Raw genomic sequence first — 23,350 nt, forward strand, 5'->3', positions numbered from 1 at the left:
TTTCACATTCCAGCCCCTGCCAGGCGGGACGCCGAGGACACCGCCTCCCACGTGAAGCGCGGCCCCGCACCGCGGGGCCGCGCTGGCTCTCCCGGCGTCATGCCGACAGATCCGCCACCCCCACGTGATCGAACACGTCGTCGTCCCCGCCCTCCTCGGCGAGCAGATACGCCTGTGCCTCGCCCACGTGGAAGTACATCCCGTGCAACTCCAGCGCCCCCTCCCGCAGGGCCCGGGCCACCGACTCGTGGGCACGCAGATGCTCCAGCTGCTGGACCACGTTGGTCAGGCAGAGCTGCTCGACCGCGTCGGCCGGTGCGCGCCCGGCGAGCCTGGCCCACGGCCGGCTCTCGTCGGACAGCCGCTCCAGGCTCGGCTGCGCGTGCCGCAGCCACCTCCTGAGCGGGGTCTGCGTGCCGTCCGGCTCGGAGCCGAGCAGTGCCTGCATCGCCCCGCATCCGGAGTGGCCGCACACTGTGATGGACCGCACCTCCAGGACGTCGACCGCGTACTCGATCGCGGCCGCCACCGAGTCGTCCCCGCTCTCCTGGCCGGGCAGCGGCACGAGGTTGCCCACGTTGCGCACCACGAACAGGTCGCCGGGACCACTGGAGGTGATCATCGACGTGACCACCCGGGAGTCCGCGCAGGTGAGGAACAGCTGGGAGGGTTGCTGCCCCTCGCGCGCCAGCCGCGCCAGCTCACCCCGCACCAGGGGCGCGGTGTTGCGCTGGAACGCGCTGATACCCCGGGCCAGTTGGTGGCCGCTCGGCCGGCTCCCGTCGGTGCCGCCCGATCCGTCGACAGGGCCCTCGCCCGGTCGGCCGGACCCGGTGAGGCCTTCGGCGCCGCCGATTCCTCCGGTACCGCCGGCCATGTCGAGCTCGCCGGTGCTGTCGGAGGTGCCGGTGGCGCCGGCAGCGCTCAGGGCCTGGGCTCTCTCGACCGTGGCCGGTTCGTCGGACCCGGTCGCGGGCGGTGCCCCGGGGCGACCGTCGCCGGATGCGACCGACTCCGGGATCTCGCACTGGTGATTGCGCCAGGGCGTCCAGGGGTGGCAACGGCAGTCGGCCGCATCGGCCATGGCCGTCCCGGTGTCGAGATGGAGGCCGGCCGGTCCGGTCGGCTCACCGATCCGGACTCCGGACCTGCGGCCGATCAGCTCGACGGTGCCGCCGTGGGCGGTCTGCGTGTTCTGCCAGTCCTGTAGTGACTCGTACGCCGCGTGGTCCATGAACGACCCGTCCAACTCCACGACGGCGTGGGCGCCTTGGGGTACGAGATGCAGGGCACGGCTGAGCCGTGGCACCGCGAGGAACGTCAACTGCCCTCGTACGTGTACGTGATGGACTCCCTCCTTCTCGTCATGGGTGATCCGCGTGCGGGTGAGGCGGTGCAGGGCGACGGCGACGGCCATGGCGATCCCCAGGGTCACGCCTTCCAGGACGCCGAAGAACACCACGCCGAGGGTTGTGATGGCGTACACCAGCACTTCTCGGTGGCGGGTCACCGTGCGGATGTGGTGCAGGGACACCATCTGGATGCCGACGGCCATCACCAGGGCGGCGAGCGAGGCGAGCGGGATGAGCTCCAGGATCGGGACCATCAGCAGCGCGGCGACTACTACCAGAACGCCGTGCAGCATCGTGGAGTTCCGGCTGACGGCACCGGCTTGCACATTCGCGGAGCTGCGCACGGCCACGCCGGCGACGGGCAGCCCGCCGAGCACGCCGGAGACGACGTTGGCGGCGCCCTGTCCGAGCAGCTCACGGTCCAGGTCGGAGCGTCCGACGCGGGCGGACAGCTCGGGTCGGGTGGCGACCAGCTTGTCCACGGCGACCGCGCCGAGGAGCGACTGCACGCTGCACACCAGCGTGATGGTCAGTACGGCGGCGACGAGGCCGAGCACCGGGCCCTCGGGCAGCGTGGCCAGCGCGTGGCTGCTCCACGAGGGCAGATCGACCTTGGGCAGGCTGAGCCCGGCGAGGGACGCGGTCGTGCTGGCTCCGGCGACGGCGACGAGCGGGGCCGGCACCTTGCGCAGGAGCCGGCCGGGCCGGCCGGGCAGCCGGGGCCAGATCAGCAGCAGCGCCAGGGTCAGCACGCTCACCGACAGCGCGGCCGGGTGCACGCCGGCCAGCTGGGCGGGCAGCTCACGCATGTTGTCGAGGACCGAGCTGTGCGGGGTGCCGCCGAGGACGATGTGCAGTTGGGCCACGGCGATGGTGACGCCGATGCCGGCGAGCATGCCGTGCACGATGGCGGGGCTGACGGCGAGCGCGCTGCGTGCCACGCGCACGAAGCCGAGGCCGAGTTGGGCGATGCCCGCGAGGACCGTGATGGCGCAGGTCGTACGCCATCCGTATTGGTGGATGAGCTCGGCGGTGACGACCGTGAGGCCGGCGGCGGGGCCGCTGACCTGGAGCGGGGTGCCGCCGAGGTAGCCGACGACGAGTCCTCCGACGGCGGCCGCGACGAGGCCCGCCTGGAGGGGCGCGCCGGTGGCGAGCGCGATGCCCAGGGACAGGGGAAGTGCGATCAGGAAGACCGCGATCGAGGCCGACAGGTCGGCGCCCTCGACGCGGGGTCGGCGGGGTCGGGTCGGGGGTGGGCTGTGTGGTTCGTGGACGCGCTTCTCTCGACTCGGTTCGTCGGCGCGGGTGGGAACGAAGGCTGACATGTTTTCCCGTCTCCTCCGGGGCAGCGCGGTCGCGGATCTGGCGGTCCCCCGCTCTCGGGCGAGGGGTCGGGTCGCGGCCGTGTGGTCACGGCATGCAGCGGCGGGATGCATCAACAGTCGGTAAACAGACCGTAATGCAGAGTAAAGGGCGGGAATAGATTTTCCGAGCAAATGGACTAATAAATCCCCCTGAAGGGTGAAGTGGTTGATTAGTCGGCTTGTCGTACTTATTCCTTCTTTGTCCCATGCGACCTTGGCGGCGCTGTCGGCTCCCGAGAGAAGGAAGAAGGTGGACGGAACATGGCCGCCACCCGCAGGAACGCCGCGTCGCACGGGGCCGCCGTGACGCAGCGGATCACGCCCGCGCACAGGATCGCCCCTGCCCGCCGGATCGCCGCGGGCACCGCGGTGGCCGCGGTCTGTGCCGCATCGCTCGCCGGCTGCTCGACCGGCAACGATGCCCGCCAGGGGGTGCCCGGGCCGGAGAAGGCGAAGCCGGCGGCGCCCGCGCCGCAGAGCGTGGTGCGGCTGATCGGCGACGGATCCACCGCCTACACCGGGGCGCAGCCACATCTGCCCAGACCGGAGCGCCTGAAGCCCGGTCAGAAGCCACCGCAGTTCGTGGTGTTCTCCTGGGACGGAGCCGGCGAGGACAGTCAGAAGCTGTTCTCCCATTTCCGTGCGGTCGCCAAGGCGAACAACGCGACGATGACGTACTTCCTCAGTGGCGTGTACATGCTGCCGAATCACCAACGCGACCTGTACCGGCCGCCCCAGCACTCCCCGGGCCGTTCCGACATCGGCTTCAACGACGAGGAGGGCATCGCCGCCACCGTGCGGCAATTGCGCCTCGCGTGGCTCGAAGGCAACGAGATCGGAACGCACTTCAACGGCCATTTCTGCGGCAGCGGCGGCGGAGTCGGCGAATGGTCGGTGGAGGAATGGAAGGACGAGATCACCCAGGCGAAGAAGTTTGTGAAGTCCTGGAAGAGCACCACCGGCATGACGAAGGCGGCCCCGCTGCCCTTCGACTACGACAAGGAACTCATCGGCGCCCGCACCCCCTGCCTGGAGGGCCGGAAGAACTTCATGAAGGCCGCGCGCGAGCTGGGCTTCCGCTATGACTCCAGCGGCGTCAACAACCAGCTGTGGCCCGCGAAGGAGGGAGGCCTATGGGACCTGTCGATGCAGCTCGTGCCCTTCCCTGGGCACTCCTACGAGCAGCTCACCATGGACTACAACTTCATGGTCAACCAGTCGGGCACCACGACCCAGGGTGATCCCGCCAAGCACGACTTCTGGGGCGATCAGATGCGGGACGGTCTGCTCGCCGGCTTCCGGCGGGCCTATGACGGCAACCGTGCGCCCCTGATCATCGGCAACCACTTCGAGTCCTGGAACGGCGGCACCTATATGCGCGCTGTCGAGGACGTCGTCGAGGCCGTCTGCAACAAGCCCGACGTGCGCTGCGTCTCCTTCCGCCAGCTCGCCGACTGGCTGGACGCCCAGGACCCGGCGACCTTGAAGAAGCTGCGCACCCTGGGCGTCGGCGAGGCCCCGAAGGAGGGCTGGGCGTCCTACCTGTCGGCGCGCCCGGCTCCGGCCCCGAAGGGGGTGCCCGGGGCGCCGACGGTCAAGCAGTAGGAGTCAGGTGGGAGTTGTCGCCCGGACAGGCGATGACGCTCTCGCCCAGTACGAACCCGGGGTCGACCTGCGCCGCCAGGTCGGCCCCGGTGCGCTCGTTTCCCCAGGACGCGGCGTTCTTCAGGTGGAAGTGCACCATCTGGCGGGTGTAGCGCTCCCAGTCCCGCAGTTCGTACGTCGCGTCCACGGCCGTGCGCAGTCGGCGCAGGGCGAGCTGGTTGGCGGCCTCCAGGAGTTCGAACCGGGGCGGGCGGCCCTTCTCCATGGAGCGCACCCAGTCCGAGTGCCCGATGGTCACCAGCAGGTCGTCCCCGACCTCGGCGCGGAGGAAGTCGAGGTCGTCCTGGCCCTGCACCTTGTTGCCGACGACCTTCAGGATGACGCCGAAGTCGCGGGCGTACTCCTTGTACTGGCGATAGACGGAGACCCCCTTCCGGGTCGGCTCGGCGACGAGGAACGTGATGTCGAAGCGGGTGAACATGCCGGAGGCGAAGGAGTCCGAGCCTGCCGTCATGTCGACCACGACGTACTCGTCGGGGCCGTCCACCAGGTGGTTCAGCAACAGCTCCACCGCCCCCGTCTTGGAGTGGTAGCAGGCGACCCCCAGATCGGAGTCGGTGAAGGGGCCGGTGACCATCAAACGGACGGCACCGCCGTCGAGTTCCACCGGCCGGGCGCAGGCGTCGTACACCGGATTGCTCTCGCACACGCGCAGCAGCCGCGATCCCTCGCCGGGCGGCGTTGTCTTGATCATCGTCCGGGCGGATTCGATCCGCGGATTGGAGCCGCGCAGGCAGTCCTTGATCAGCGACAGCCGCTCGCCCATCGCGGGCAGCGCGGCGGCCTCGGCGTCGTCGAGGCCCAGCGCGGCACCCAGGTGCTGGTTGATGTCGGCGTCGACGGCGACGACCGGCGCGCCGGTGGCCGCGAGGTGGCGGATGAACAGGGAGGACAGGGTCGTCTTGCCGCTGCCGCCCTTTCCGACGAAACCAATTTTCATGTTCACGAAGAGTAGTCGCCGGATAGCTGTACGTGGCAGACGGGCGTGAAGAAGGCCACTCGATCGTGGGGTGGGGGCCAGGGGTGCGTAGTGTCGTACTCATGAGTACGACAGGCGCGGCCGCCGATCCGCTCGCGGCCCTCGGTTCACTGCCCGGAGTCCCCGAGTCCGTGGAGTCCGTGCGCAAGGCCGTGGACCGGGTGTACGGGCACCGGGTCATGCGGCGCCGCAGCAACGAGATCACCTCCGAGGCGGCCCTGCGTGGCGCCCGCGGATCGGCCGCGCTGTCCGGAGCCGACTGGGCACTCGAAGAGGTGCGTCGGCGTACCGACTTCAGCGGTGATGACGAGGCGCGCGTCATGGGCGCGTCGCTGCGGCTGACGGCCGAGGCGGGTCAACTGCTGTCCATCTGGCGGCAGTCGCCCCTGCGGGTGCTGGCCCGGCTGCATCTGGTGGCGGCGGCCGACAAGGACGACCGGGTCGGACGGCCGCGTCAGGAGGGTGAGCCGGTCGACGAGCCGCTGGTCGAGCTGCCCCTGCCGAGCGCGGCGGAGGTGCACGGCCGGCTGGAGGGGCTGTCCGGGCTGATCATCGCCGGCGGTTCGGCGCCGGCACTGGTGACGGCCGCCGTCGTGCACGGCGAGCTCCTCGCGCTGCGCCCCTTCACCTCGCACAACGGCCTGATCGCGCGCACGGCAGAGCGTGTCGTCCTGGTCGGCAGCGGCCTCGACCCGAAGTCCGTCTGCGCGGCCGAGGTCGGTCACGCCGAACTGGGCCGCGCGGCCTATCTGGCGGCGCTCGAGGGCTATGTCTCCGGGACCCCCGAAGGCATGGCGGCCTGGATCGCCCACTGCGGCAAGGCGGTCGAGCTCGGGGCACGCGAGTCGACTGCCGTCTGCGAGGCGCTACAGCGCGGCGCGGCGTGACGCCCGCGCGCGGGGGGCGTCGTCGAGCGGTTCAAAAGGCATAGGGTGCGAAAAAGCCCCCATATGGGGGCTCGTACAAGGTGGGTGCGCATACAAGTTGCGGCGGTACGAGGATTCGTACCGCCGCTGGCATGTTCACCGGGTTACCAAGCGTCCTCGATATGTTGCCCATCAGGTCGGGAACTTTGCCCGTCACCTGGTGCGGCTGGCCCGTAATCGACGGGTCGACGTCGCGTGGGTGCCCAATGTTCATGCTCGGTCCGTGGGGCCAAATGCGTATTTAAGGTGATCCTCTCGGATGTCCTTGGTCTCGCGGGCCGTTGAGTCCTTTGTACTCCAGGACCCAACCAAGCGGAAGGCCCGGCCGCAGTTCTTTACTTTTGCTCGCAAAACGGAGACAAACGGTCATCGCTGTGCCCACGAGGTGCGCCGAATCCGATGTGCGCAGTTCAGGCGAGCGCTGATCGGCGGCGGCTCGCGTACCAGACGAGGCCCGCGGTGGCCGCGGCGGCTCCTACGGCAGCCGCCGCGACAAGGGCGGGGCGCGGCGGTACGGAGAAGGACGGAAGCCGCTGCTTGAGCCGCACCGGGCGATGGAAGTCGAGAATCGGCCACCCGCGCGCGAGTGCCTCGCGGCGCAGCGCGCGATCGGGGTTCACGGCATGCGGACTGCCGACGGACTGGAGCATCGGCAGGTCGGTGGCCGAGTCGCTGTAGGCGTAGCAGCGGGAGAGGTCGTAACCCTCGGACGCGGCCAGCTCCTTGATCGCCTCGGCCTTCGTCGGGCCGTACGCGTAGTACTCCACCTCGCCGGTGAAGCAGCCGTCTTCACCCACGACCATACGAGTCGCCACCACGCGGTCTGCGCCGAGCAGCTCGCCGATCGGCTCGACCACCTCGGCACCCGACGTGGACACGATGACCACGTCGCGGCCGGCCGTGTGGTGCTCCTCGATGAGGGAGGCGGCCTCGTCGTAGATGATCGGGTCGATCAGGTCGTGCAGCGTCTCGGCGACGATCTCCTTGACCTGCTGGACGTTCCAGCCGCGGACGAGCGCGGAGAGGTACTCGCGCGTGCGCTCCATCTGGTCATGGTCCATACCGCCCAGTCGGAAGACGAACTGGGCATATGCGGTCCGCAAGGCGGCCCTGCGGTTGATCAGGCCGCCTTGGTAGAAGGACTTGCTGAACGTGAGCGTGCTCGACTTCGCAATGACCGTCTTGTCCAGGTCAAAGAAGGCGGCTGTGCGGGGCAAGGAGTGGTTTTCCACGCCCCTGAGCATAGGCGCAGCCCATTCGGCGTAAGGTGGGCGCGTGGGTTTGCCTGAGAGGGCTCTCGGGTACACCATGGAAGTCACGGATCGTTCGCGACCGTGCTAACCCGGTCCGACTCCTCCCCCCCCGAGTCGGCCGTGGAGACGACCCCCGCTCTCCCCCCCGGCGGGGGTCGTCGCATGTCCGGGTGGGTTTTCCTCTTCCGAGCGCGGCCGCGGGGCCGCGACGAGGCGGCTGCGGCCGCCTTTCGGCATGCCCATGATCCGTGACCGTGTGTAGTCGTCGCGCTGCTCTGCGGAAGTCGCACAGGGGTCGGTGCGTGGGTCACCGGTATGGGTGACGGCGATATTCACAACCGCCGGGTTGTCCACAGTTATCGACCAAGATCCACACGATTTCCGGGATCGCTGCACCGTGATTCCAACGCGCACCGCCGAGGGCCGACTTCATGGCCGGATCTGGTTAGTCGGGCGTGTTTGGCCGGTTCGTATCGGCCGTTCATATGGAGGCCGGTTGCCGGTTCTTCACATGTTTGGGAATCGCGGGGCCGCAGGGCTGCGCGAGTGATGCAGCGAAGGGGGAGAAAACCGTGACCGCAGTCGTCACACACGATCCGCCGCCCGCCGCCTCCGGGCGCCCGGGCAAGCCGTTGATCGTCACGGAAGACGCCGGACTGCTCGACGACCTGCTGCGCCTGTGCGCGGCAGCCGGCGCCACGCCCGAGGTTCACCACTCAGTGCCCGAACCAAGGGGCAGCTGGGAGGCCGCGCCGCTCGTCCTGGTCGGCGACGACGCCGCACGCCGTGTGCGCGGTGTCGCACGCAGACGCGGAGTGGTGCTCGTCGGCCGGGACCAGGACGACTCCGGGGTCTGGCGCCGGGCCGTCGAGATCGGCGCCGACCACGTGCTGGTGCTGCCCGACGGCGAGCAGTGGCTGGTCGACCGTATCGCCGATGTCGCCGAGGGCGTCGGTCGCCCCGCCCTCACCGTCGGTGTCATCGGCGGCCGCGGCGGGGCCGGAGCCTCCACGCTCGCGTGCGCCCTCGCCGTGACGGCCGCGCGGGAGGGGCTGCGCACCCTGCTTGTGGACGGCGATCCGCTGGGCGGCGGACTCGACGTACTCCTCGGCGGCGAGGCCGCCGACGGGCTGCGCTGGCCCGCGTTCGCCGGCTCGCGGGGGAGGCTCGGCAGCGGCGCCCTGGAGGAGTCGCTGCCGAAGCTGCACTCCCTGCGGGTCCTGAGCTGGGATCGCGGCGACTGCGTCGCCGTCCCGCCACAGGCGATGCGCGCGGTGCTCGCCGCGGCCCGGCGCCGGGGCGGCACGGTCGTCGTCGACCTGCCCCGCCGTATCGACGACGGGGTGGCGGAGGCGCTCGCCCAGCTCGACGTGGGCATCCTCGTCGTCCCCGCCGAACTGCGCGCCGTCGCGGCGGCTCGACAGGTGGCCTCCGCGGTGCAGTTGGTCCTGCGGGATCTTCGGGTGGCGGTACGCGGACCGTACGCACCCGGGCTCGACGACCGCGAGGTGGCCCGGCTGCTGGAGCTGCCGCTGGTGGGTGAGGTGCCCCTGGAATCAGGCCTGTTACGGCCGCACGAGAGCAAGGAACCGCCGGGAGCGGCGGGGCGGGGGCCGCTGGCGCGGTTCTGCCGGGAGTTCTGGGAGGGCGCTTTGCTCGAGGCGAGGGCGGCATGAGTGACGGGACGAGCGGGGGCGTGAGTACGGCTTCGGGGCTCGACTGGGTGAGCGGTGGCACAGGTGGTTCGGTGCGGGCGGCTCCTGCGCGGTGGCGGTCGGGCGGGACGGTGAACGGGAGGGCGGACGGCAGGACGGAAAGTAGGTCGGACGAGAGGGGGCGTAGGGCTGCGCCGCGATGGGCGGTGGAGGGTTCGGGGACTGATGCTGTCGTGCGGCGGGTTCCGGACGGTTCGGTGAGCGCCGGTGTGGCGCGGCGGGAGCCGGAGGGGGATACGGACGCCCTGGTGGTGCGGCGGGCGCCGGAGTTCGCGGCGAGCGCGGCCACCGCGCGGCGGGCGTCGATCGATCGGGTCGGACCCTCGGCTGGGGCATGGGCGTCGAACGGGGCGGCGGCCGGGGCGGGTATGCCGTCGGGGCTGCTGGACGGGGTGCGGCAGTGGCTGGCCGAGAGCGGCGGTGAGCCGACACCCGCGCGCGTGGCGCAGGCGCTGCGCGAGCAGGGCAGGGTACTCGGGGACGCAGAAGTCCTCGGGGCCGCCGAGCAGTTGCGGTCCGAGCTGGTCGGGAGCGGCCCGCTGGAGCCGCTGCTCGCCGATCCATCGGTGACGGACGTGTTGGTGTCGGCGCCGGACCGGGTCTGGGTGGACCGGGGCGGTGGCCTGGAGCTGACCCCCGTGTCCTTCCCGGACGCGGCGGCCGTACGGCGCCTCGCACAACGCCTCGCCGCGGTGGCCGGGCGGCGACTGGACGACGCGCGGCCCTGGGTGGACGCGCGGCTTCCCGACGGAACCCGGCTGCACGCGGTGCTGCCACCCGTCGCCGTCGGCTGCGCCTGCCTTTCCCTGAGGGTCGTACGGCCGAGGGCGTTCACGCTCGGCGAGCTGGTCGCGGCGGGCACGGTGCCGCCGGGCGGGGACCGGCTGCTGCGGGCGCTGGTCGACGCGCGGCTGTCGTTCCTCATCAGCGGCGGGACCGGCAGCGGCAAGACGACGCTGTTGAGCGCGTTGCTCGGACTGGTCGGCGCGGGCGAGCGGATCGTGCTCGCGGAGGACTCGGCGGAGCTCAGGCCGGAACACCCACATGTCGTACGGCTGGAGAGTAGACCCGCCAACCAGGAGGGCGCCGGGCTCGTCACCCTCGAGGACCTGGTGCGGCAGGCGCTGCGGATGCGGCCGGACCGGCTGGTCGTGGGCGAGGTGCGCGGGGCCGAAGTGGTCCATCTGCTGGCGGCGTTGAACACCGGCCACGAAGGAGGCTGCGGGACGGTCCACGCCAACGCGGCGGCCGACGTCCCGGCCCGGCTGGAGGCGCTCGGCACGGCGGCCGGGCTGGACCGGGCCGCGCTGCACAGCCAGTTGGCGGCCGCGCTGTCGGTCGTGGTCCATCTCGCACGCGACCGGACCGGGCGGCGGCGGATCGCCGAGGTCCATGTGCTGGAGCGGGACCCGTCGGGGTTGGTGCGGACGGTGCCGGCGCTGCGGTGGGGCGATGAGGGGTTCGTCTACGAGCGCGGGTGGGAGCGGCTGCGGGGACTGCTTCGGGGTGAGGGCGACGAGGGCCAGGAGAGCGATGAGGCCCGGCGTGTGAAGGGCGCGGGTGTTCTGCATGGGTGAGATGTCGTTGGGCGCGGCCGTGGTGTGCCTCGGGGCGGCCGTCTGGTTGCTGGGCGGACCGAACTCCGGCGCCCGTCGGGCGCAGTTGCTGCTCGCGGGTGGCGGGGCGGTGGGGGCCGGGCCGCCCGACTGGCGGCGGCTGGCCGGGGAGCTGCGGCGGCTGCGGGGACGGCTGCGGGCCGAGTGGTGGGCGCCGGCCGTCGGACTGGTGCTGTCCGTGCTGGGCTCGTCGGTGTTGCCGGTCGTCGCGGGGGCTGTCGCAGTGCCGTTGCTGCGGCGGGTGCGGCTGGCCCGGGAAGCGCGGCGGGCACGCGAACGTCGCGGGGATGCGGTGATCGTGCTGTGCGGGGCGCTGGCCGGGGAGGTGCGGGCCGGACGGCAGCCGGGTGAGGCGCTGCAGTGGGCCGCACGGGACTCGGGTGGGCTCGGTGAGGCGCAGGCCGCGGTGCTGGCGGCGGCGCGTTTCGGCGGGGATGTACCGGGGGCGCTCGCCGCGGCGGGACGGCAGCCGGGCGCCGAGGGGCTGGTGGGCCTGGCGGCGTGCTGGCGGGTGGCCGTGGGCCAGGGCGCCGGGCTCGCGGCCGGACTCGACCGGCTGGAAGGGGCGTTGCGCGCCGAGCGGGACCAGCGTGCCGACCTGAGAGCCCAGTTGGCGGGGGCGCGGTCGACGGTGGTGATGCTCGCCGGCCTGCCGGTCCTCGGGTTGCTGCTCGGCGCCGCGATGGGGGCTGAGCCACTGCATGTGCTGCTGCACACCGGCGCGGGGATCGGGTGCCTGCTGGTCGGAGGTGCCCTGGAAGGGCTGGGGATGTGGTGGGCCATGCGGATCGTACGAGGAGCGGAGGCGGCGAGGGATTCGAACCGCACGGGGCATGAGAAGGAGGTGACGGTATGAGTGCGGAGGTTGTCCACAGGTTGGGGATGGCGCTGGGAGCGGCCCTGGTCGTCGGGTGGCTGTTGCACTGGTCGATCGTGGCCCGGCGTGAGCGCAGAGCCCGACGACGGTTCGCCGAGTTGATGACGACAGCGGACGTGGGAGCGATCCGCCGACGGTTCGACGTCCGGCACGGCGTGCGGCGAGTGCTGCCCCTGGCGGCTGTCGTGGGCGCCGCTTGGGCGCTGGTCGGCGGTGGGGTCGGGATGGCGGTCGGTTCGGTCGCCGCGGGCGGGCTGTGGCTGTGGCGGCGCCGACAGGGAGCCGCCGGCCCGGCGGAGGAGCCCGACGCCGGTGAGGTGGCACGGCAACTTCCGCTCGCGGCGGATCTGTTGGCTGCCTGCATCGCCGCGGGAGCGGGTCCGGTGATCGCGGCGCAGGCCGTCGGCGAGGCCCTGGGCGGCCCTGTCGGAGAAGGGCTGGCGCGAGGCGCCGCGGAGGTGCGGCTCGGTGGTGAGCCGGGTGAGGCGTGGCAGCGGCTTGCGTCGTTGCCACGGGCCGGGGCGCTGGCGCGGTTGCTGGAACGGGCCGATGTGTCCGGGCTCCCCGCGGCCGGACCGGCCGCGCGGCTCGCCACGGAAGCCCGCGCCGACTGGACGCGCACCGCGACGGAACGGGCCAGACGGGCGGCCGTCATGGTCTCCGCACCGGTGGGGCTGTGCTTCCTGCCCGCGTTCATCGCGGTCGGCGTGGCGCCAGTGGTGATCGGGCTGGCGGGCGGGGTGCTGGGAGGGGGTGGTGGGTGACGGAGTGACGGCGTAACGGGCGGCAGCGGCAATCGCCGCCGGTCAGCAGAAGAAGTAACAGAACTGAGCCTTACGGGGGTTGAGATGTACAAGGCAGTACGGGTTATGCGGGCACGGATGCGTGCCCTGGTGTGCAGGGCACGGGCGGCGCGGAGCGACGCGGGAATGGTCACCTCCGAGTACGCGATGGGGATCGTCGCGGCGGTGGCGTTCGCCGTGGTGCTCTACAAGGTCGTGACGAGCGGGCAGGTCAGCGCGGAGCTTCAGGACATCGTGAAGCGGGCGCTCGATGCGCAAATGTGAGCGGAAGAAGGGGCGGTGCGCCGCCCGGTGGTCGGGCCGACAGCCGGGCAGAGAGCCGGGCCGCGAGCCGGGCAGCGGGCCGGACAGAGAGCCGGGCCGGTGGTCAGGCCGACGGTCGGACCGGGGATTCGTGACGGCGGAGTCGGCTGTCGTGCTGCCCGTGCTGGTGATGTTCGCGATGGCGCTGGTGTGGGGGCTGCTCGTGGTGGCCGCCCAGATCCAGTGCGTGGACGCGGCCCGCACAGGCGCCCGCGCGGCAGCCCGGCAGGATCCGGCCGACGCGGTCATCAGGGTGACCCGCGAGGCGGCACCGCGCGGTGCGACGGTCACGGTGGGCCGGAAGGGGGACGAGGTGCGCGTGGTCGTCGTGGCCAAGCCGCCGGTGCTGAGCGGCCTTCCCTTCGAGGTACGGGAGGAGGCCGTGGCGGCGGCGGAGGAGATCGTGGGGGCGGGGACATGAGAGGGGGCTTCTCACCGGGGCGTTCCATCGGCCGTGCCGTGGCCCGGCGGCGCACCCTCGGCCGGCATACGGCCGGCCTACGTGCCGTCAGCCGAGACGCCGCCCGAGGCCCTGCTGCCGGCCTGCGTTCCGACCGAGGCTCCGCCACGGTCTGGAGTGTCGGAGCCATCACCGTGCTCTGTGTCGTCTTCGGCGTGGTGCTCGCCCTTGGCCACGCCGTCGTGACCCGGCACCGCGCGGCCGGCGGAGCGGATCTCGCGGCGCTCGCGGCGGCCGGCCACTGGGCGGAGGGCGGTGCGGCGGCCTGCGACCGAGCGGAAGGGGTGGCTCGGGCGCAGGGCGTGCGGCTCGTGCGGTGCGCGCTGGTCGGGGAGGTCTCGGACGTGACGGCGGCATCGGGCCGGGGGCCGTTCGCAGCGGAGGTCAGGGCACGGGCAGGGCCTGCCGGGCCTGCGGGGCCGAGCCTGCCGACCGGGCCTCCGCCCTTCGGTCCTACGGGGAAGGATGACCCGCCGACGGGGAGTCCGCCGTTCGGCCCAGCGGCGACGAACCGTCCGATACCGGGCCCTTGACCGGTTGTGCGGCCCCCGTGGGCTGCTCCTGCCGCTCAGGTTCCTGGACGGGCTCCCCCTCCCCGTCCAGGCCGGCCGCCTCCTTGTCCTCCGGCGCCCCCCGCAACAACACCGTCAGCAACCGCACCGCCCCCCGCTTGTGCAGCGGATCGTTGCCGTTGCCGCACTTGGGGGACTGGATGCAGGACGGGCAGCCGGCGTCGCACTCGCAGGAGGCGATGGCCTGGCGGGTGGCGGTGAGCCACGTGCGGGCGGTGTGGAAGGCGCGCTCCGCGAAGCCCGCGCCGCCGGGATGGCCGTCGTAGACGAAGACCGTGGGGAGCAGCGTGTCGGGGTGCAGCGGGATCGAGACGCCGCCGATGTCCCAGCGGTCGCAGGTCGCGAAGAGGGGCAGCAGGCCGATCGAGGCGTGCTCGGCGGCGTGCAGGGCGCCGCCGAGGATCTCCGGGTTGATCCGGGCCTCGTCCAGCTGGTCCTCGGTGACCGTCCACCAAACCGCGCGGGTGCGCAGCGTACGAGGAGGGAGATCGAGTTTGGTCTCGCCCAGTACTTCGCCGGTGATCAGCCGGCGGCGCAGGAAGGAGACCACCTGGTTGGTGACCTCGACGGAGCCGTAGCACAGGCGGCCGTCGCCCCACGGCATCTCGATGTCCGTCTCCAGGACGGAGATGGCGGTCGTGTCCCGGGCGACCGTCGAGTACGGCGGGGCGGCCTCCTCGACCAGGGCGACCGAGTCCTCCAGGTCGAGGGAGCGCACGAGGTAGGTGCGGCCCTGGTGCAGATGGACCGCGCCCTCGTGCACCGTGCCATGCGCCGCGCCCGCGTCGACGGTGCCGAGCAGCCGGCCCGTCCCGGACTCGACGACCTGGACCGGGCGGCCGCCCCCACCGCGGATGTCGGTCAGGTCGGCGGCCCGTTCCCGACGTGTCCAGTGCCAGGCCTTGGTACGGCGGCGCAGCAGCTTCGCGGCCTCCAACTGCGGCAGCAGCGCCTCGGTCTCGGGGCCGAACAGTGCCAGGTCCTCGTCGGTCAGCGGGATCTCCGCGGCCGCCGCGCACAGGTGCGGGGCCAGGACGTAGGGGTTGTCGGGGTCGAGGACCGTCGACTCCACCGGACGGTCGAACAGGGCCTCGGGATGGTGGACGAGGTAGGTGTCCAGCGGGTCGTCCCGGGCGACCAGGACGGCCAGCGCGCCCTGTCCGGAGCGGCCGGCCCGGCCCGCCTGTTGCCACAGGGAGGCGCGGGTGCCCGGGTAGCCGGCGATCAGTACGGCGTCCAGGCCGGAGACGTCGATGCCGAGTTCGAGGGCGGTGGTGGCGGCGAGACCGAGGAGCTCGCCGGAGTGGAGGGCCTGTTCCAGGGCGCGGCGTTCTTCGGGGAGGTAACCGCCTCGGTAGGCCGCGACACGCCGGGCGAGGGAGCGGTCGACTTCGGCGAGGCGCTCCTGGGCGATGACCGAGATCAGCTCGGCGCCGCGCCGGGAGCGGACGAAGGCGACCGACCGGATGCCCTGTACGGCCAGGTCGGTGAGGAGGTCGGCCGTCTCGGCGGTGGCCGTACGCCGGACGGGTGCGCCCTTCTCGCCCTGGAGCTCGGTGAGCGGGGGTTCCCAGAGGGCGAAGACCAGTTCGCCGCGCGGGGAGGCGTCGTCGGCGACCTCGACCACCGGGAGGCCGGTGAGACGGCCGGCGGCCACCGCCGGCTCGGCGGAGGTCGCGGAGGCCAGCAGGAAGACGGGAGAGGCGCCGTAGCGGGCGCAGAGGCGGCGCAGACGGCGCAGCACCTGGGCGACGTGGGAGCCGAAGACGCCGCGGTAGGTGTGGCATTCGTCGATGACGACGTACTTCAGCGACTTCAGGAAGGAGGACCAGCGGGGGTGGGACGGGAGTATGCCCCGGTGCAGCATGTCGGGGTTGGTGAGGACGTAGTTGGCGTACTGGCGGATCCACTCGCGTTCCTCGAACGGAGTATCGCCGTCGTACACGGCCGGCCGTACGGAATTGCCCAGAGGATGTGAAAGTTCCTTCACTGAACGGCACTGGTCCGCCGCAAGGGCCTTGGTCGGGGCCAGGTAGAGGGCGGTGGCGCCGCGGCCGTTCGGCGCCTCGGAGCCCTCCAGAAGCGTCGACAGGACCGGCACGAGGTAGGCCAGTGACTTGCCGGACGCCGTGCCCGTGGCGACGACCACCGAGTCGCCGTCCAGGGCGTGCTCGGCGGCGCGTGCCTGGTGGGCCCAGGGATGTTCGATTCCCGCAGTCTGTACGGCGGCGATGACCTCCGCACGGATCCGGTCGGGCCAGACGGCATGGCGACCCGCCCGCGGGGGCACATGCTCCGTATGAGTGATGCGCGCAGCCCGGCTCGGACCCGAGGCGAGTCGGCCCAGCACCGTGCCCGGGTCCACCCGGGAAACGGGGCCCGTCGGGGATCGATCGGATCGGTGATTCTTGGCCATCGGCACCGAGTGTGTCACTGGCGTGACGGACAATGGGACCAAGGCGTCGTGCACGCCTGCCGGTAAGTGATTGAATGCCATCGCGGCTGGCGAACCGTCCTGGGGGCTGTAAGCCGAGGTGTCCCGAGGGACGACCGCTCGATTAGCAAGGTGCTGGAGGATCCGTGGACCTGTCCCTGTCGACCCGTACCGTCGGCGATCGTACGGTCGTCGAGGTCGGTGGCGAAATCGACGTATATACCGCGCCCAAGCTGCGCGAGCAGCTGGTCGAGCTGGTGAACGACGGGAGTTTCCACCTCGTCGTCGACATGGAGGGCGTGGACTTCCTCGACTCCACCGGGCTCGGCGTGCTGGTCGGCGGCCTGAAGCGTGTGCGTGCCCATGAGGGCTCCCTGCGCCTGGTCTGCAACCAGGAGCGCATTCTCAAGATCTTCCGTATCACCGGCCTCACCAAGGTGTTCCCGATCCACACCTCGGTCGAGGAAGCGGTGGCGGCGACCGACTGACCACCGGACCCGGATCCGTCGCAGGGCGGATCCGGGGCGGCAGAAGTTGAAGGAGAAGGGGGACCGGGCTTTCGGCAGCCCGGTCCTCCGGACAGCACGCCCGTAGTTCGGAGGGGGATGCATGGCCACCGTTGAACTCCGCTTCAGTGCGCTGCCCGAGCACGTCAGGACCGCCCGTTTGGTGGCGGCAGCGGTGGCGCGCAGGGCCGGAGTGGACGAGGCCGTCCTGGACGAGGTCAGGCTCGCCGTCGGCGAGGCCTGCACCCGTGCCGTCGGACTGCACCAGAGCGTCGGCATCACGGCGCCGGTGAAGGTGTCGCTGATCGAGGAGGAGAAACAGTTCTCCATCGAGGTCGGCGACGAGGCGCCGCGCTCCGTTCCCGGTGAGCGGGCAGGCGGTGCCGCGGGCGACGACGCCGAAGTGGAGACCGAGGAGGACGAGATGGGCCTCGCGGTCATCAGCGGCCTCGTCGACGACGTGGAGGTCTCCGCGGGGGAGCACGGCGGGTTGATCCGTATGACCTGGCCGACCACACCGCCGGCCGCGGTGCTCGCCTGACGAACTGCCGAACGAAACACTCTCGACGCGAAGGGGCCCTGCTCAGCAGGGCCCCTTCGCGTTTTCATCATCGCCGCCGGGGAATTCGTGAAGGAATTCACGATCAATCCGCCGATAATTTGATCAAGTAAACGCGAGCGTCAATGGTTTTGAGGCATTAGCGCTTTCGGGTTCAGTGGCGTGATGTCGATCATTTGCTGAACGGCATGTGAAGGCTAATTCCGTTTGCCGCGCTCTGTTTTGATCAGGTTCCGGTACCTAGAATCCGTCCACATCTTGAGCTCAGCCCAAGCGTCAAGGAGGACGAATGGCGGGGCTTTCTACCCCTCATCAGCTTGACCACCCCACAACCCTCGCGGCCGCGGTGCTCACCGACGACAACCGGATCATCATCACGGGCATCGGCGTTGTCGCGCTGGCAGCGCTCGTGGTCGCCGGTGTCCTGGTCCGCCAGGTGCTCGCGGCCGGCGAGGGCACCGACAGCATGAAGAAGATCGCGACGGCCATCCAGGAAGGCGCCAACGCCTATCTGGCCCGGCAGTTGCGCACGCTCGGCGTATTCGCCATCGTCGTGTTCTTCCTGCTCATGCTGCTGCCCGCGGACGACTGGAATCAGCGCATCGGCCGATCGGTGTTCTTCTTGATCGGCGCAGCGTTCTCGGCGGCCACCGGCTATATCGGCATGTGGCTCGCCGTGCGCAGCAATGTGCGCGTCGCCGCGGCCGCACGGGAAGCGACCCCGGCGGAGGGTGAACCGGAAAAGGATCTCACCGCCGTCTCGCACAAAGCCATGAAGATCGCTTTCCGCACGGGCGGCGTCGTCGGCATGTTCACGGTGGGGCTCGGTCTGCTGGGCGCCTCCTGTGTGGTGCTGGTGTACGCGGCCGACGCGCCGAAGGTGCTCGAAGGATTCGGTCTCGGTGCCGCGCTGATCGCGATGTTCATGCGTGTCGGCGGCGGCATCTTCACCAAGGCCGCCGACGTCGGCGCCGACCTGGTCGGAAAGGTCGAGCAGGGCATTCCGGAGGACGATCCGCGCAATGCCGCGACCATCGCCGACAACGTGGGCGACAACGTCGGCGACTGCGCGGGCATGGCGGCCGACCTCTTCGAGTCGTACGCCGTGACCCTGGTCGCCGCGCTGATCCTCGGATCGGCGGCGTTCGGTGACTCCGGGCTCGCCTTCCCGCTGATCGTGCCCGCGATCGGCGTGATCACCGCGATGATCGGCATCTTCGCGGTGGCCCCGCGCCGGACCGACCGCAGCGGCATGACCGCGATCAACCGCGGGTTCTTCATCTCCGCGGTGATCTCCATCGTGCTGGTCGCCATCGCCGTCTTCGTCTACCTGCCGTCGTCGTACGCCGACCTGGAGGGCATCACCGACGCCGCCATCGCGGCCAAGGACGGAGATCCGCGGATCCTCGCGCTCGTCGCCGTGGCGATCGGCATCCTGCTGGCCGCCGTCATCCAGCAGCTGACGGGCTACTTCACCGAGACCAACCGACGCCCGGTCATGGACATCGGCAAGACCTCGCTGACCGGTCCCGCAACCGTCGTCCTGGCCGGCATCTCCGTCGGCCTGGAGTCGGCCGTCTACACCGCCCTGCTGATCGGGCTCGGCGTGTACGGGGCGTTCCTGCTCGGCGGTACGTCGATCATGCTCGCGCTGTTCGCGGTGGCGCTGGCCGGCACCGGTCTGCTCACCACGGTCGGCGTGATCGTCGCCATGGACACCTTCGGGCCGGTCTCCGACAACGCGCAGGGCATCGCCGAGATGTCCGGCGACGTCGAGGGCGCGGGCGCCCAGGTGCTCACCAACCTGGACGCGGTCGGCAACACCACCAAGGCCATCACCAAGGGCATCGCCATCGCCACCGCCGTCCTCGCGGCAGCGGCGCTCTTCGGGTCGTACCGCGACGCCATCACCACCGGCGCACGGGACGTGGGCGAGAAGCTCAGCGGCGAAGGCGCGCCGATGAACCTGATGATGGACATCTCCCAGCCCAACAACCTCGTCGGCCTCATCGCGGGCGCCGCGGTCGTCTTCCTCTTCTCCGGACTCGCCATCAACGCCGTCTCGCGGTCGGCGGGTTCCGTGGTCTACGAGGTGCGGCGGCAGTTCCGTGAGCGGCCCGGGATCATGGACTACACGGAGAAGCCGGAGTACGGCAAGGTCGTCGACATCTGCACCCGGGATGCCCTGCGCGAACTCGCCACGCCCGGTCTGCTCGCCGTACTGGCGCCCATCTTCATCGGGTTCACGCTCGGCGTCGGCGCCCTGGGCGCGTTCCTGGCGGGCGCGATCGGCTCCGGCACGCTGATGGCGGTGTTCCTGGCCAACTCCGGCGGGGCCTGGGACAACGCCAAGAAGCTCGTCGAGGACGGCCACCACGGCGGCAAGGGCAGTGAGGCCCACGCCGCCACGGTGATCGGCGACACGGTCGGCGACCCCTTCAAGGACACCGCCGGTCCCGCGATCAACCCGCTGCTGAAGGTGATGAACCTGGTCGCGCTGCTCATCGCGCCCGCGGTCATCCAGTTCAGCTACGGCGAGGACAAGAACGTCGGCGTACGGGTCGTGATCGCCGTACTGTCGCTCCTCGTGATCGTCGGCGCGGTCTACGTCTCCAAGCGGCGAGGCATCGCCATGGGTGACGAAGGCAACGCGGACAGGGTGGCCAAACCGGCCGACCCCGCGGTGGTTTCGTAGGCGGTCTTACGACGGCCCAGCTCAAGAGGCGGGCGGGCGGCGCGCGTTGACGTGCCGCCCGCCCGCCTTGTGCGTGTTCACGCCCCAGCCGTGACCCTTCTCTCACATGGTGTAAAGAGTCTGATAACGACACTAATGCTGCATTCGGTGCATGGCTGTCTTCCGTACGGCGTGTAAGGTCCGTTGGCCGAGAGCCACGGAAGGGACCGAACCGGTGAACAAGAAGCTCACGGCCGCACTGTCCGGCGGTGCGGTGCTGGTGCTGGCGCTGACGGGATGCACGAGCGACGAGGGCAACCCGGAGCTGGACGCCTGGGCCAAGCAGATCTGCGACACGGTGCCGACGCAGAACGCGAAGATCACGGCGGCCGACAACGCGATCACGAAGGCGGCCAAGGACAGCCCGCCCGAGGAACTCCAGAAGGTCGACGCCAAGGCTTTCCAGGACCTCGCCGACGGCTTCAAGGCACGCGCGACCCTCCTCGCGGACGCCGGAGCGCCTCCGGGCGTCGAGGACGGCGCGAAGAAACAGCAGGACGCCATCAAGAAGCTCACCGCGCTCTCCGCGAGCTACGCCGACCTCAAGAAGCAGATGGACGGGCTCAACACGAAGGACCAGGCGAAGTTCGCGTCCGGGCTGAGCAAGGTCGGCAAGGAAATGAAGGACGCGGCGAGCCAGCGCAAGAGCGCGTTCGACGCGCTGAAGAAGCTGGAATCGAGCGGCGACACGAAGCAGGCGCTGCTCGAGCAGGAGAGCTGCAAGAAGGCAGCCGCTTCGGCGTCCGCCTCGGCCACCGGCAGCTGAGCCGCCTTCGGGGCCGGGCGCGGGTCACAATGAGGGTGTGAGTGACTCCAGCCTGTCTGCCCTGCCCGCCTCCGACCGTCCCGATGTCGCCGCCCGGCTGCGGGAAGCCCTGCTAGCGGCCTCCTTCACCGCGGACGGGTTGCTCGAACTGCTCGGTGCGCCCGCGTACGCGGCGCTCGCCCGGAGCGAGACCGTGCCCGCGCTCCGGGCGACCCGGGGGGACACCCCGCTGGAGGCGTTCGTACGCCTCTTCCTGTTGCAGCAACCCGTGCCGCACGCGCGCGTGGCGGGTGTTCTGCCCGTGGACGCCTGCCTGGAGAGCGGTTGGCTGGTCCGTGCCGGCGGACACCCCGACGACGATGTCGCCGCGACCGTCGACGTACGGCCGTACGGCGGGCCCGACGGCGAGGACTGGTTCATCGTGTCCGACCTCGGATGTGCGGTCGGCGGAGCGGGCGGCATCGGCAGCAAGGACGAAGGGGTCGTCCTCGGCGTAGGCGGCGCCTCCACGACCCTCGCCGGCATCACCGTCCGTACGCCCGTCGCCGCCGCCCTCGACCTCGGCACCGGTTCCGGCATCCAGGCGCTGCACGCCGCGCAGCACGCCACGCGCGTGACGGCGACCGACCTCAACCCGCGCGCCCTGCACATCACCGCGCTCACCCTCGCGCTGTCCGGCGCCCCGGCCGCGGATCTGCGGGAGGGCTCGCTGTTCGAGCCGCTCAGGAACGGCGAGACGTACGACCTGATCGTGTCCAACCCGCCGTTCGTCATCTCGCCGGGCGCCCGGCTGACGTACCGCGACGGCGGGATGGGCGGGGACGATCTGTGCCGCTCGATCGTTCAAGGGGCGGGGGAGCGGCTGAACGAGGGCGGATTCGCGCACTTCCTCGCCAACTGGCAGCACGTGGAAGGGGAGGACTGGCAGGACCGGCTGCGCTCATGGGCGCCGCGCGGGTGCGACGCGTGGATCGTGCAGCGCGAGGTCCAGGACGTCACGCAGTACGCCGAGTTGTGGCTCCGTGACGCCGGTGACCACCGGGGTGACATGGCCGAGTACCAGGCGCGGTACGACGCGTGGCTGGACGAGTTCGAGGCGCGCAAGGTCAAGGCCGTGGGCTTCGGGTGGATCACCCTGCGCAAGGCGGCCGCCCCCGTGCCCTCGATCACGGTGGAGGAGTGGCCGCATCCGGTCGAGCAGCCGCTCGGTGACACGGTCCTGGCGCACTTCGGCCGACTCGACTATCTGCGTGCCCGCGACGACGCGGCCCTGCTGGAGGACCACTTCAAGCTCGTCGGCGAGGTCGTGCAGGAGCAGGTCGGGCTGCCCGGCGCCGAGGACCCGGAGCATGTGGTGCTGCGCCAGCATCGCGGCATGCGCCGGGCGACCCGGGTGGACACCGTCGGCGCCGGCTTCGCGGGCGTCTGCGACGGCTCGCTGAGCGCGGGACGGATCCTGGACGCGATCGCACAGTTGATGGGCGAGGATCCGGTATTGCTGCGGGACCGTACACCCGCCCAGATTCGGCTGCTGGTGGAGCAGGGGTTCCTCGAACCGGCACGGTGACCTTGCGGGGGTTTCGCCGCTGAGGATCGTGCGTCCGTCGCAAAGAAATGCCTCACAGGACGGATTCCGAGTGCGTCGCCGAGCTGACGGGCGACAAATTCAGACGATTTCGGGCGGCGCGTGGACTGGTTCGGCTACGGAGGTTCGTGAGGGTGCCGAGCTCTGTGGGGCTGTCGTGGCCGCTGGGACCTCGGTCCCCGGAGAGTCCACAGCGGCGTCGGTCCCGAGTCGGCCCCGTGTTCACCCGAGGTTCGCCTGTGCGCCGCCCGCGCGTGACAGCCTCGCCGGGCTGGGCGCTCGCGGACGGGAGAAAAGGGGCAAGCGGAACCATGGAAAGTGGGCCGGCGATCTTCGCCGGGGTCGTGTTCGCGCTGTTCGGAAGCGGGCTGCTGACGTGGACCGCGGTGCGGGTCCGACAGCGTCTGCCCGTCGCCCAGGGTGTGAGTCCCGTCGCATCGGCGACGGTCGCGGGCCTTGTCTCGGTGATCGCGCTGATCCTCGGAACGTGGTGCTTCACCCGACTCTGAGAACCGCTCGCGAGCTGCGCGGCCGATATTTGGGAGGGCCTCTTCCGGAAAGGCTCGAAAAGGCCGGTGGGCACTCCGGGCGGCAGGAATGGCGGAAGTCGGGTTACCGTTCGAGTGGCCGTTGCGGGCTTTTCCCGTTTGACAACGGGGCGGGATGTACCGTCACACTCCGCAGCGTCACCACCACCCGACCCCGGGCCCAAGCGACCCCGGGGAGGTGCAGGCACGACCTCGCGCCGCCCGGCACGCACTCTCGCCGCACCGGCCGAAGGACCTGGTAGCTCCGCTACGAGAGCCTTCATCCGGCAACCGAGAGCACGCACCGGCTGTGAAGACAGCCGCCGCGGCGGGCGCGGGACCGCACCTGCA

At 70.9% G+C, this 23,350-nt stretch carries 19 protein-coding genes; 15 read left to right on the forward strand and 4 right to left on the reverse strand.

Annotated features, from left to right (window positions below):
• Positions 1 to 97: 97 nt before the first annotated feature.
• On the reverse strand, positions 98 to 2,680 hold the full coding sequence (locus tag KUM44_RS08175; RefSeq protein WP_217207114.1) for a bifunctional SulP family inorganic anion transporter/carbonic anhydrase: 2,583 nt from the start codon (positions 2,678 to 2,680) through the stop codon (positions 98 to 100).
• Positions 2,681 to 3,052: 372 nt separating this feature from the next.
• Here KUM44_RS08175 and KUM44_RS08180 point away from each other — a divergent pair, with 372 nt between their 5' ends.
• Positions 3,053 to 4,324, forward strand: a complete 1,272-nt coding sequence (locus tag KUM44_RS08180; protein WP_217207192.1) for a hypothetical protein — start codon at positions 3,053 to 3,055, stop codon at positions 4,322 to 4,324.
• On the opposite strand, the gene KUM44_RS08185 is transcribed toward KUM44_RS08180, so the two are convergent.
• On the reverse strand, positions 4,314 to 5,324 hold the full coding sequence (locus KUM44_RS08185) for an ATP-binding protein (protein WP_217207115.1): 1,011 nt from the start codon (positions 5,322 to 5,324) through the stop codon (positions 4,314 to 4,316). The two genes, KUM44_RS08180 and KUM44_RS08185, sit on opposite strands and share 11 nt — an antisense overlap.
• Positions 5,325 to 5,425: 101 nt before the next feature.
• On the opposite strand from KUM44_RS08185, the gene KUM44_RS08190 reads away from it, so the two are divergent.
• A complete protein-coding gene (locus tag KUM44_RS08190; protein WP_217207116.1) occupies positions 5,426 to 6,250 on the forward strand; it encodes an oxidoreductase in 825 nt (274 codons plus the stop codon).
• 449 nt (positions 6,251 to 6,699) lie between these two features.
• Here KUM44_RS08190 and KUM44_RS08195 read toward each other — a convergent pair whose 3' ends face one another.
• On the reverse strand, positions 6,700 to 7,533 hold the full coding sequence (locus tag KUM44_RS08195; protein WP_217207117.1) for an HAD family phosphatase: 834 nt from the start codon (positions 7,531 to 7,533) through the stop codon (positions 6,700 to 6,702).
• A 581-nt stretch (positions 7,534 to 8,114) separates the two neighbouring features.
• On the opposite strand from KUM44_RS08195, the gene ssd reads away from it, so the two are divergent.
• The 7 genes from ssd (at position 8,115) to KUM44_RS08230 (ending at position 13,849) form a co-directional block, all read left to right on the forward strand.
• Positions 8,115 to 9,218, forward strand: coding sequence for a septum site-determining protein Ssd (gene ssd / locus KUM44_RS08200; protein ID WP_217207118.1), 1,104 nt, complete (start codon positions 8,115 to 8,117; stop codon positions 9,216 to 9,218).
• Positions 9,219 to 9,625: 407 nt separating this feature from the next.
• Entirely contained in the window at positions 9,626 to 10,834 is a 1,209-nt protein-coding gene (locus KUM44_RS08205) for a TadA family conjugal transfer-associated ATPase (RefSeq protein WP_217207193.1), read from the forward strand.
• Positions 10,827 to 11,729 carry a type II secretion system F family protein gene (locus KUM44_RS08210; protein WP_217207119.1) on the forward strand — a complete coding sequence of 301 codons (903 nt, stop codon included), beginning with the start codon at positions 10,827 to 10,829 and terminating at the stop codon, positions 11,727 to 11,729. The genes KUM44_RS08205 and KUM44_RS08210 overlap by 8 nt, the downstream gene beginning before the upstream one ends.
• Complete coding sequence (locus KUM44_RS08215; RefSeq protein ID WP_217207120.1) at positions 11,726 to 12,514, forward strand: type II secretion system F family protein; 789 nt, start codon at positions 11,726 to 11,728, stop codon at positions 12,512 to 12,514. Before KUM44_RS08210 ends, KUM44_RS08215 begins: the two co-directional genes overlap by 4 nt.
• A gap of 84 nt (positions 12,515 to 12,598) precedes the next feature.
• Positions 12,599 to 12,817, forward strand: coding sequence for a DUF4244 domain-containing protein (locus KUM44_RS08220; RefSeq protein WP_217207121.1), 219 nt, complete (start codon positions 12,599 to 12,601; stop codon positions 12,815 to 12,817).
• A 130-nt stretch (positions 12,818 to 12,947) separates the two neighbouring features.
• Complete coding sequence (locus tag KUM44_RS08225; RefSeq protein ID WP_217207122.1) at positions 12,948 to 13,277, forward strand: TadE family type IV pilus minor pilin; 330 nt, start codon at positions 12,948 to 12,950, stop codon at positions 13,275 to 13,277.
• A complete protein-coding gene (locus KUM44_RS08230; protein ID WP_217207123.1) occupies positions 13,274 to 13,849 on the forward strand; it encodes an Rv3654c family TadE-like protein in 576 nt (191 codons plus the stop codon). The genes KUM44_RS08225 and KUM44_RS08230 overlap by 4 nt, the downstream gene beginning before the upstream one ends.
• On the opposite strand, the gene KUM44_RS08235 is transcribed toward KUM44_RS08230, so the two are convergent.
• Positions 13,770 to 16,385, reverse strand: coding sequence for a DEAD/DEAH box helicase (locus tag KUM44_RS08235; protein WP_254389228.1), 2,616 nt, complete (start codon positions 16,383 to 16,385; stop codon positions 13,770 to 13,772). The genes KUM44_RS08230 and KUM44_RS08235 overlap by 80 nt on opposite strands.
• 83 nt (positions 16,386 to 16,468) lie before the next feature.
• Between KUM44_RS08235 and bldG the strand changes: the two genes are divergently transcribed.
• The 6 genes from bldG (at position 16,469) to KUM44_RS08265 (ending at position 22,981) form a co-directional block, all read left to right on the forward strand.
• Positions 16,469 to 16,810: an anti-sigma factor antagonist BldG gene (gene bldG, locus KUM44_RS08240; RefSeq protein ID WP_003975386.1), complete on the forward strand. Its 342-nt coding sequence runs from the start codon at positions 16,469 to 16,471 to the stop codon at positions 16,808 to 16,810.
• Positions 16,811 to 16,931: 121 nt separating this feature from the next.
• Positions 16,932 to 17,369 carry an ATP-binding protein gene (locus tag KUM44_RS08245; protein WP_217207124.1) on the forward strand — a complete coding sequence of 146 codons (438 nt, stop codon included), beginning with the start codon at positions 16,932 to 16,934 and terminating at the stop codon, positions 17,367 to 17,369.
• A 307-nt stretch (positions 17,370 to 17,676) separates the two neighbouring features.
• Complete coding sequence (locus KUM44_RS08250; protein ID WP_217207125.1) at positions 17,677 to 20,082, forward strand: sodium-translocating pyrophosphatase; 2,406 nt, start codon at positions 17,677 to 17,679, stop codon at positions 20,080 to 20,082.
• Between the two features lie 214 nt (positions 20,083 to 20,296).
• On the forward strand, positions 20,297 to 20,887 hold the full coding sequence (locus tag KUM44_RS08255; RefSeq protein ID WP_217207126.1) for a small secreted protein: 591 nt from the start codon (positions 20,297 to 20,299) through the stop codon (positions 20,885 to 20,887).
• A gap of 37 nt (positions 20,888 to 20,924) precedes the next feature.
• Entirely contained in the window at positions 20,925 to 22,454 is a 1,530-nt protein-coding gene (locus KUM44_RS08260) for a class I SAM-dependent methyltransferase (protein ID WP_217207127.1), read from the forward strand.
• Between the two features lie 329 nt (positions 22,455 to 22,783).
• Positions 22,784 to 22,981, forward strand: coding sequence for a hypothetical protein (locus KUM44_RS08265; protein WP_217207128.1), 198 nt, complete (start codon positions 22,784 to 22,786; stop codon positions 22,979 to 22,981).
• Positions 22,982 to 23,350 lie beyond the last annotated feature (369 nt).

It is taken from the genome of Streptomyces sp. AC550_RSS872, from assembly GCF_019049285.1.
In the GTDB taxonomy this organism is placed as follows: Bacteria; Actinomycetota; Actinomycetes; order Streptomycetales; family Streptomycetaceae; genus Streptomyces.

Excerpts from the sequence above, each read along its gene's own strand:
- KUM44_RS08245 (WP_217207124.1), top strand. The coding sequence starts at position 16,932 with ATGGCCACCGTTGAACTCCGCTTCAGTGCGCTGCCCGAGCACGTCAGG.
- KUM44_RS08265 (WP_217207128.1), top strand. The coding sequence starts at position 22,784 with ATGGAAAGTGGGCCGGCGATCTTCGCCGGGGTCGTGTTCGCGCTGTTC.
- KUM44_RS08195 (WP_217207117.1), bottom strand. The coding sequence starts at position 7,533 with ATGCTCAGGGGCGTGGAAAACCACTCCTTGCCCCGCACAGCCGCCTTC.
- KUM44_RS08190 (WP_217207116.1), top strand. The coding sequence starts at position 5,426 with ATGAGTACGACAGGCGCGGCCGCCGATCCGCTCGCGGCCCTCGGTTCA.
- KUM44_RS08220 (WP_217207121.1), top strand. The coding sequence starts at position 12,599 with ATGTACAAGGCAGTACGGGTTATGCGGGCACGGATGCGTGCCCTGGTG.
- KUM44_RS08215 (WP_217207120.1), top strand. The coding sequence starts at position 11,726 with ATGAGTGCGGAGGTTGTCCACAGGTTGGGGATGGCGCTGGGAGCGGCC.
- KUM44_RS08210 (WP_217207119.1), top strand. The coding sequence starts at position 10,827 with ATGGGTGAGATGTCGTTGGGCGCGGCCGTGGTGTGCCTCGGGGCGGCC.
- KUM44_RS08235 (WP_254389228.1), bottom strand. The coding sequence starts at position 16,385 with ATGGCATTCAATCACTTACCGGCAGGCGTGCACGACGCCTTGGTCCCA.
- KUM44_RS08185 (WP_217207115.1), bottom strand. The coding sequence starts at position 5,324 with ATGAAAATTGGTTTCGTCGGAAAGGGCGGCAGCGGCAAGACGACCCTG.
- KUM44_RS08205 (WP_217207193.1), top strand. The coding sequence starts at position 9,626 with ATGCCGTCGGGGCTGCTGGACGGGGTGCGGCAGTGGCTGGCCGAGAGC.
- KUM44_RS08230 (WP_217207123.1), top strand. The coding sequence starts at position 13,274 with ATGAGAGGGGGCTTCTCACCGGGGCGTTCCATCGGCCGTGCCGTGGCC.
- KUM44_RS08250 (WP_217207125.1), top strand. The coding sequence starts at position 17,677 with ATGGCGGGGCTTTCTACCCCTCATCAGCTTGACCACCCCACAACCCTC.
- KUM44_RS08175 (WP_217207114.1), bottom strand. The coding sequence starts at position 2,680 with ATGTCAGCCTTCGTTCCCACCCGCGCCGACGAACCGAGTCGAGAGAAG.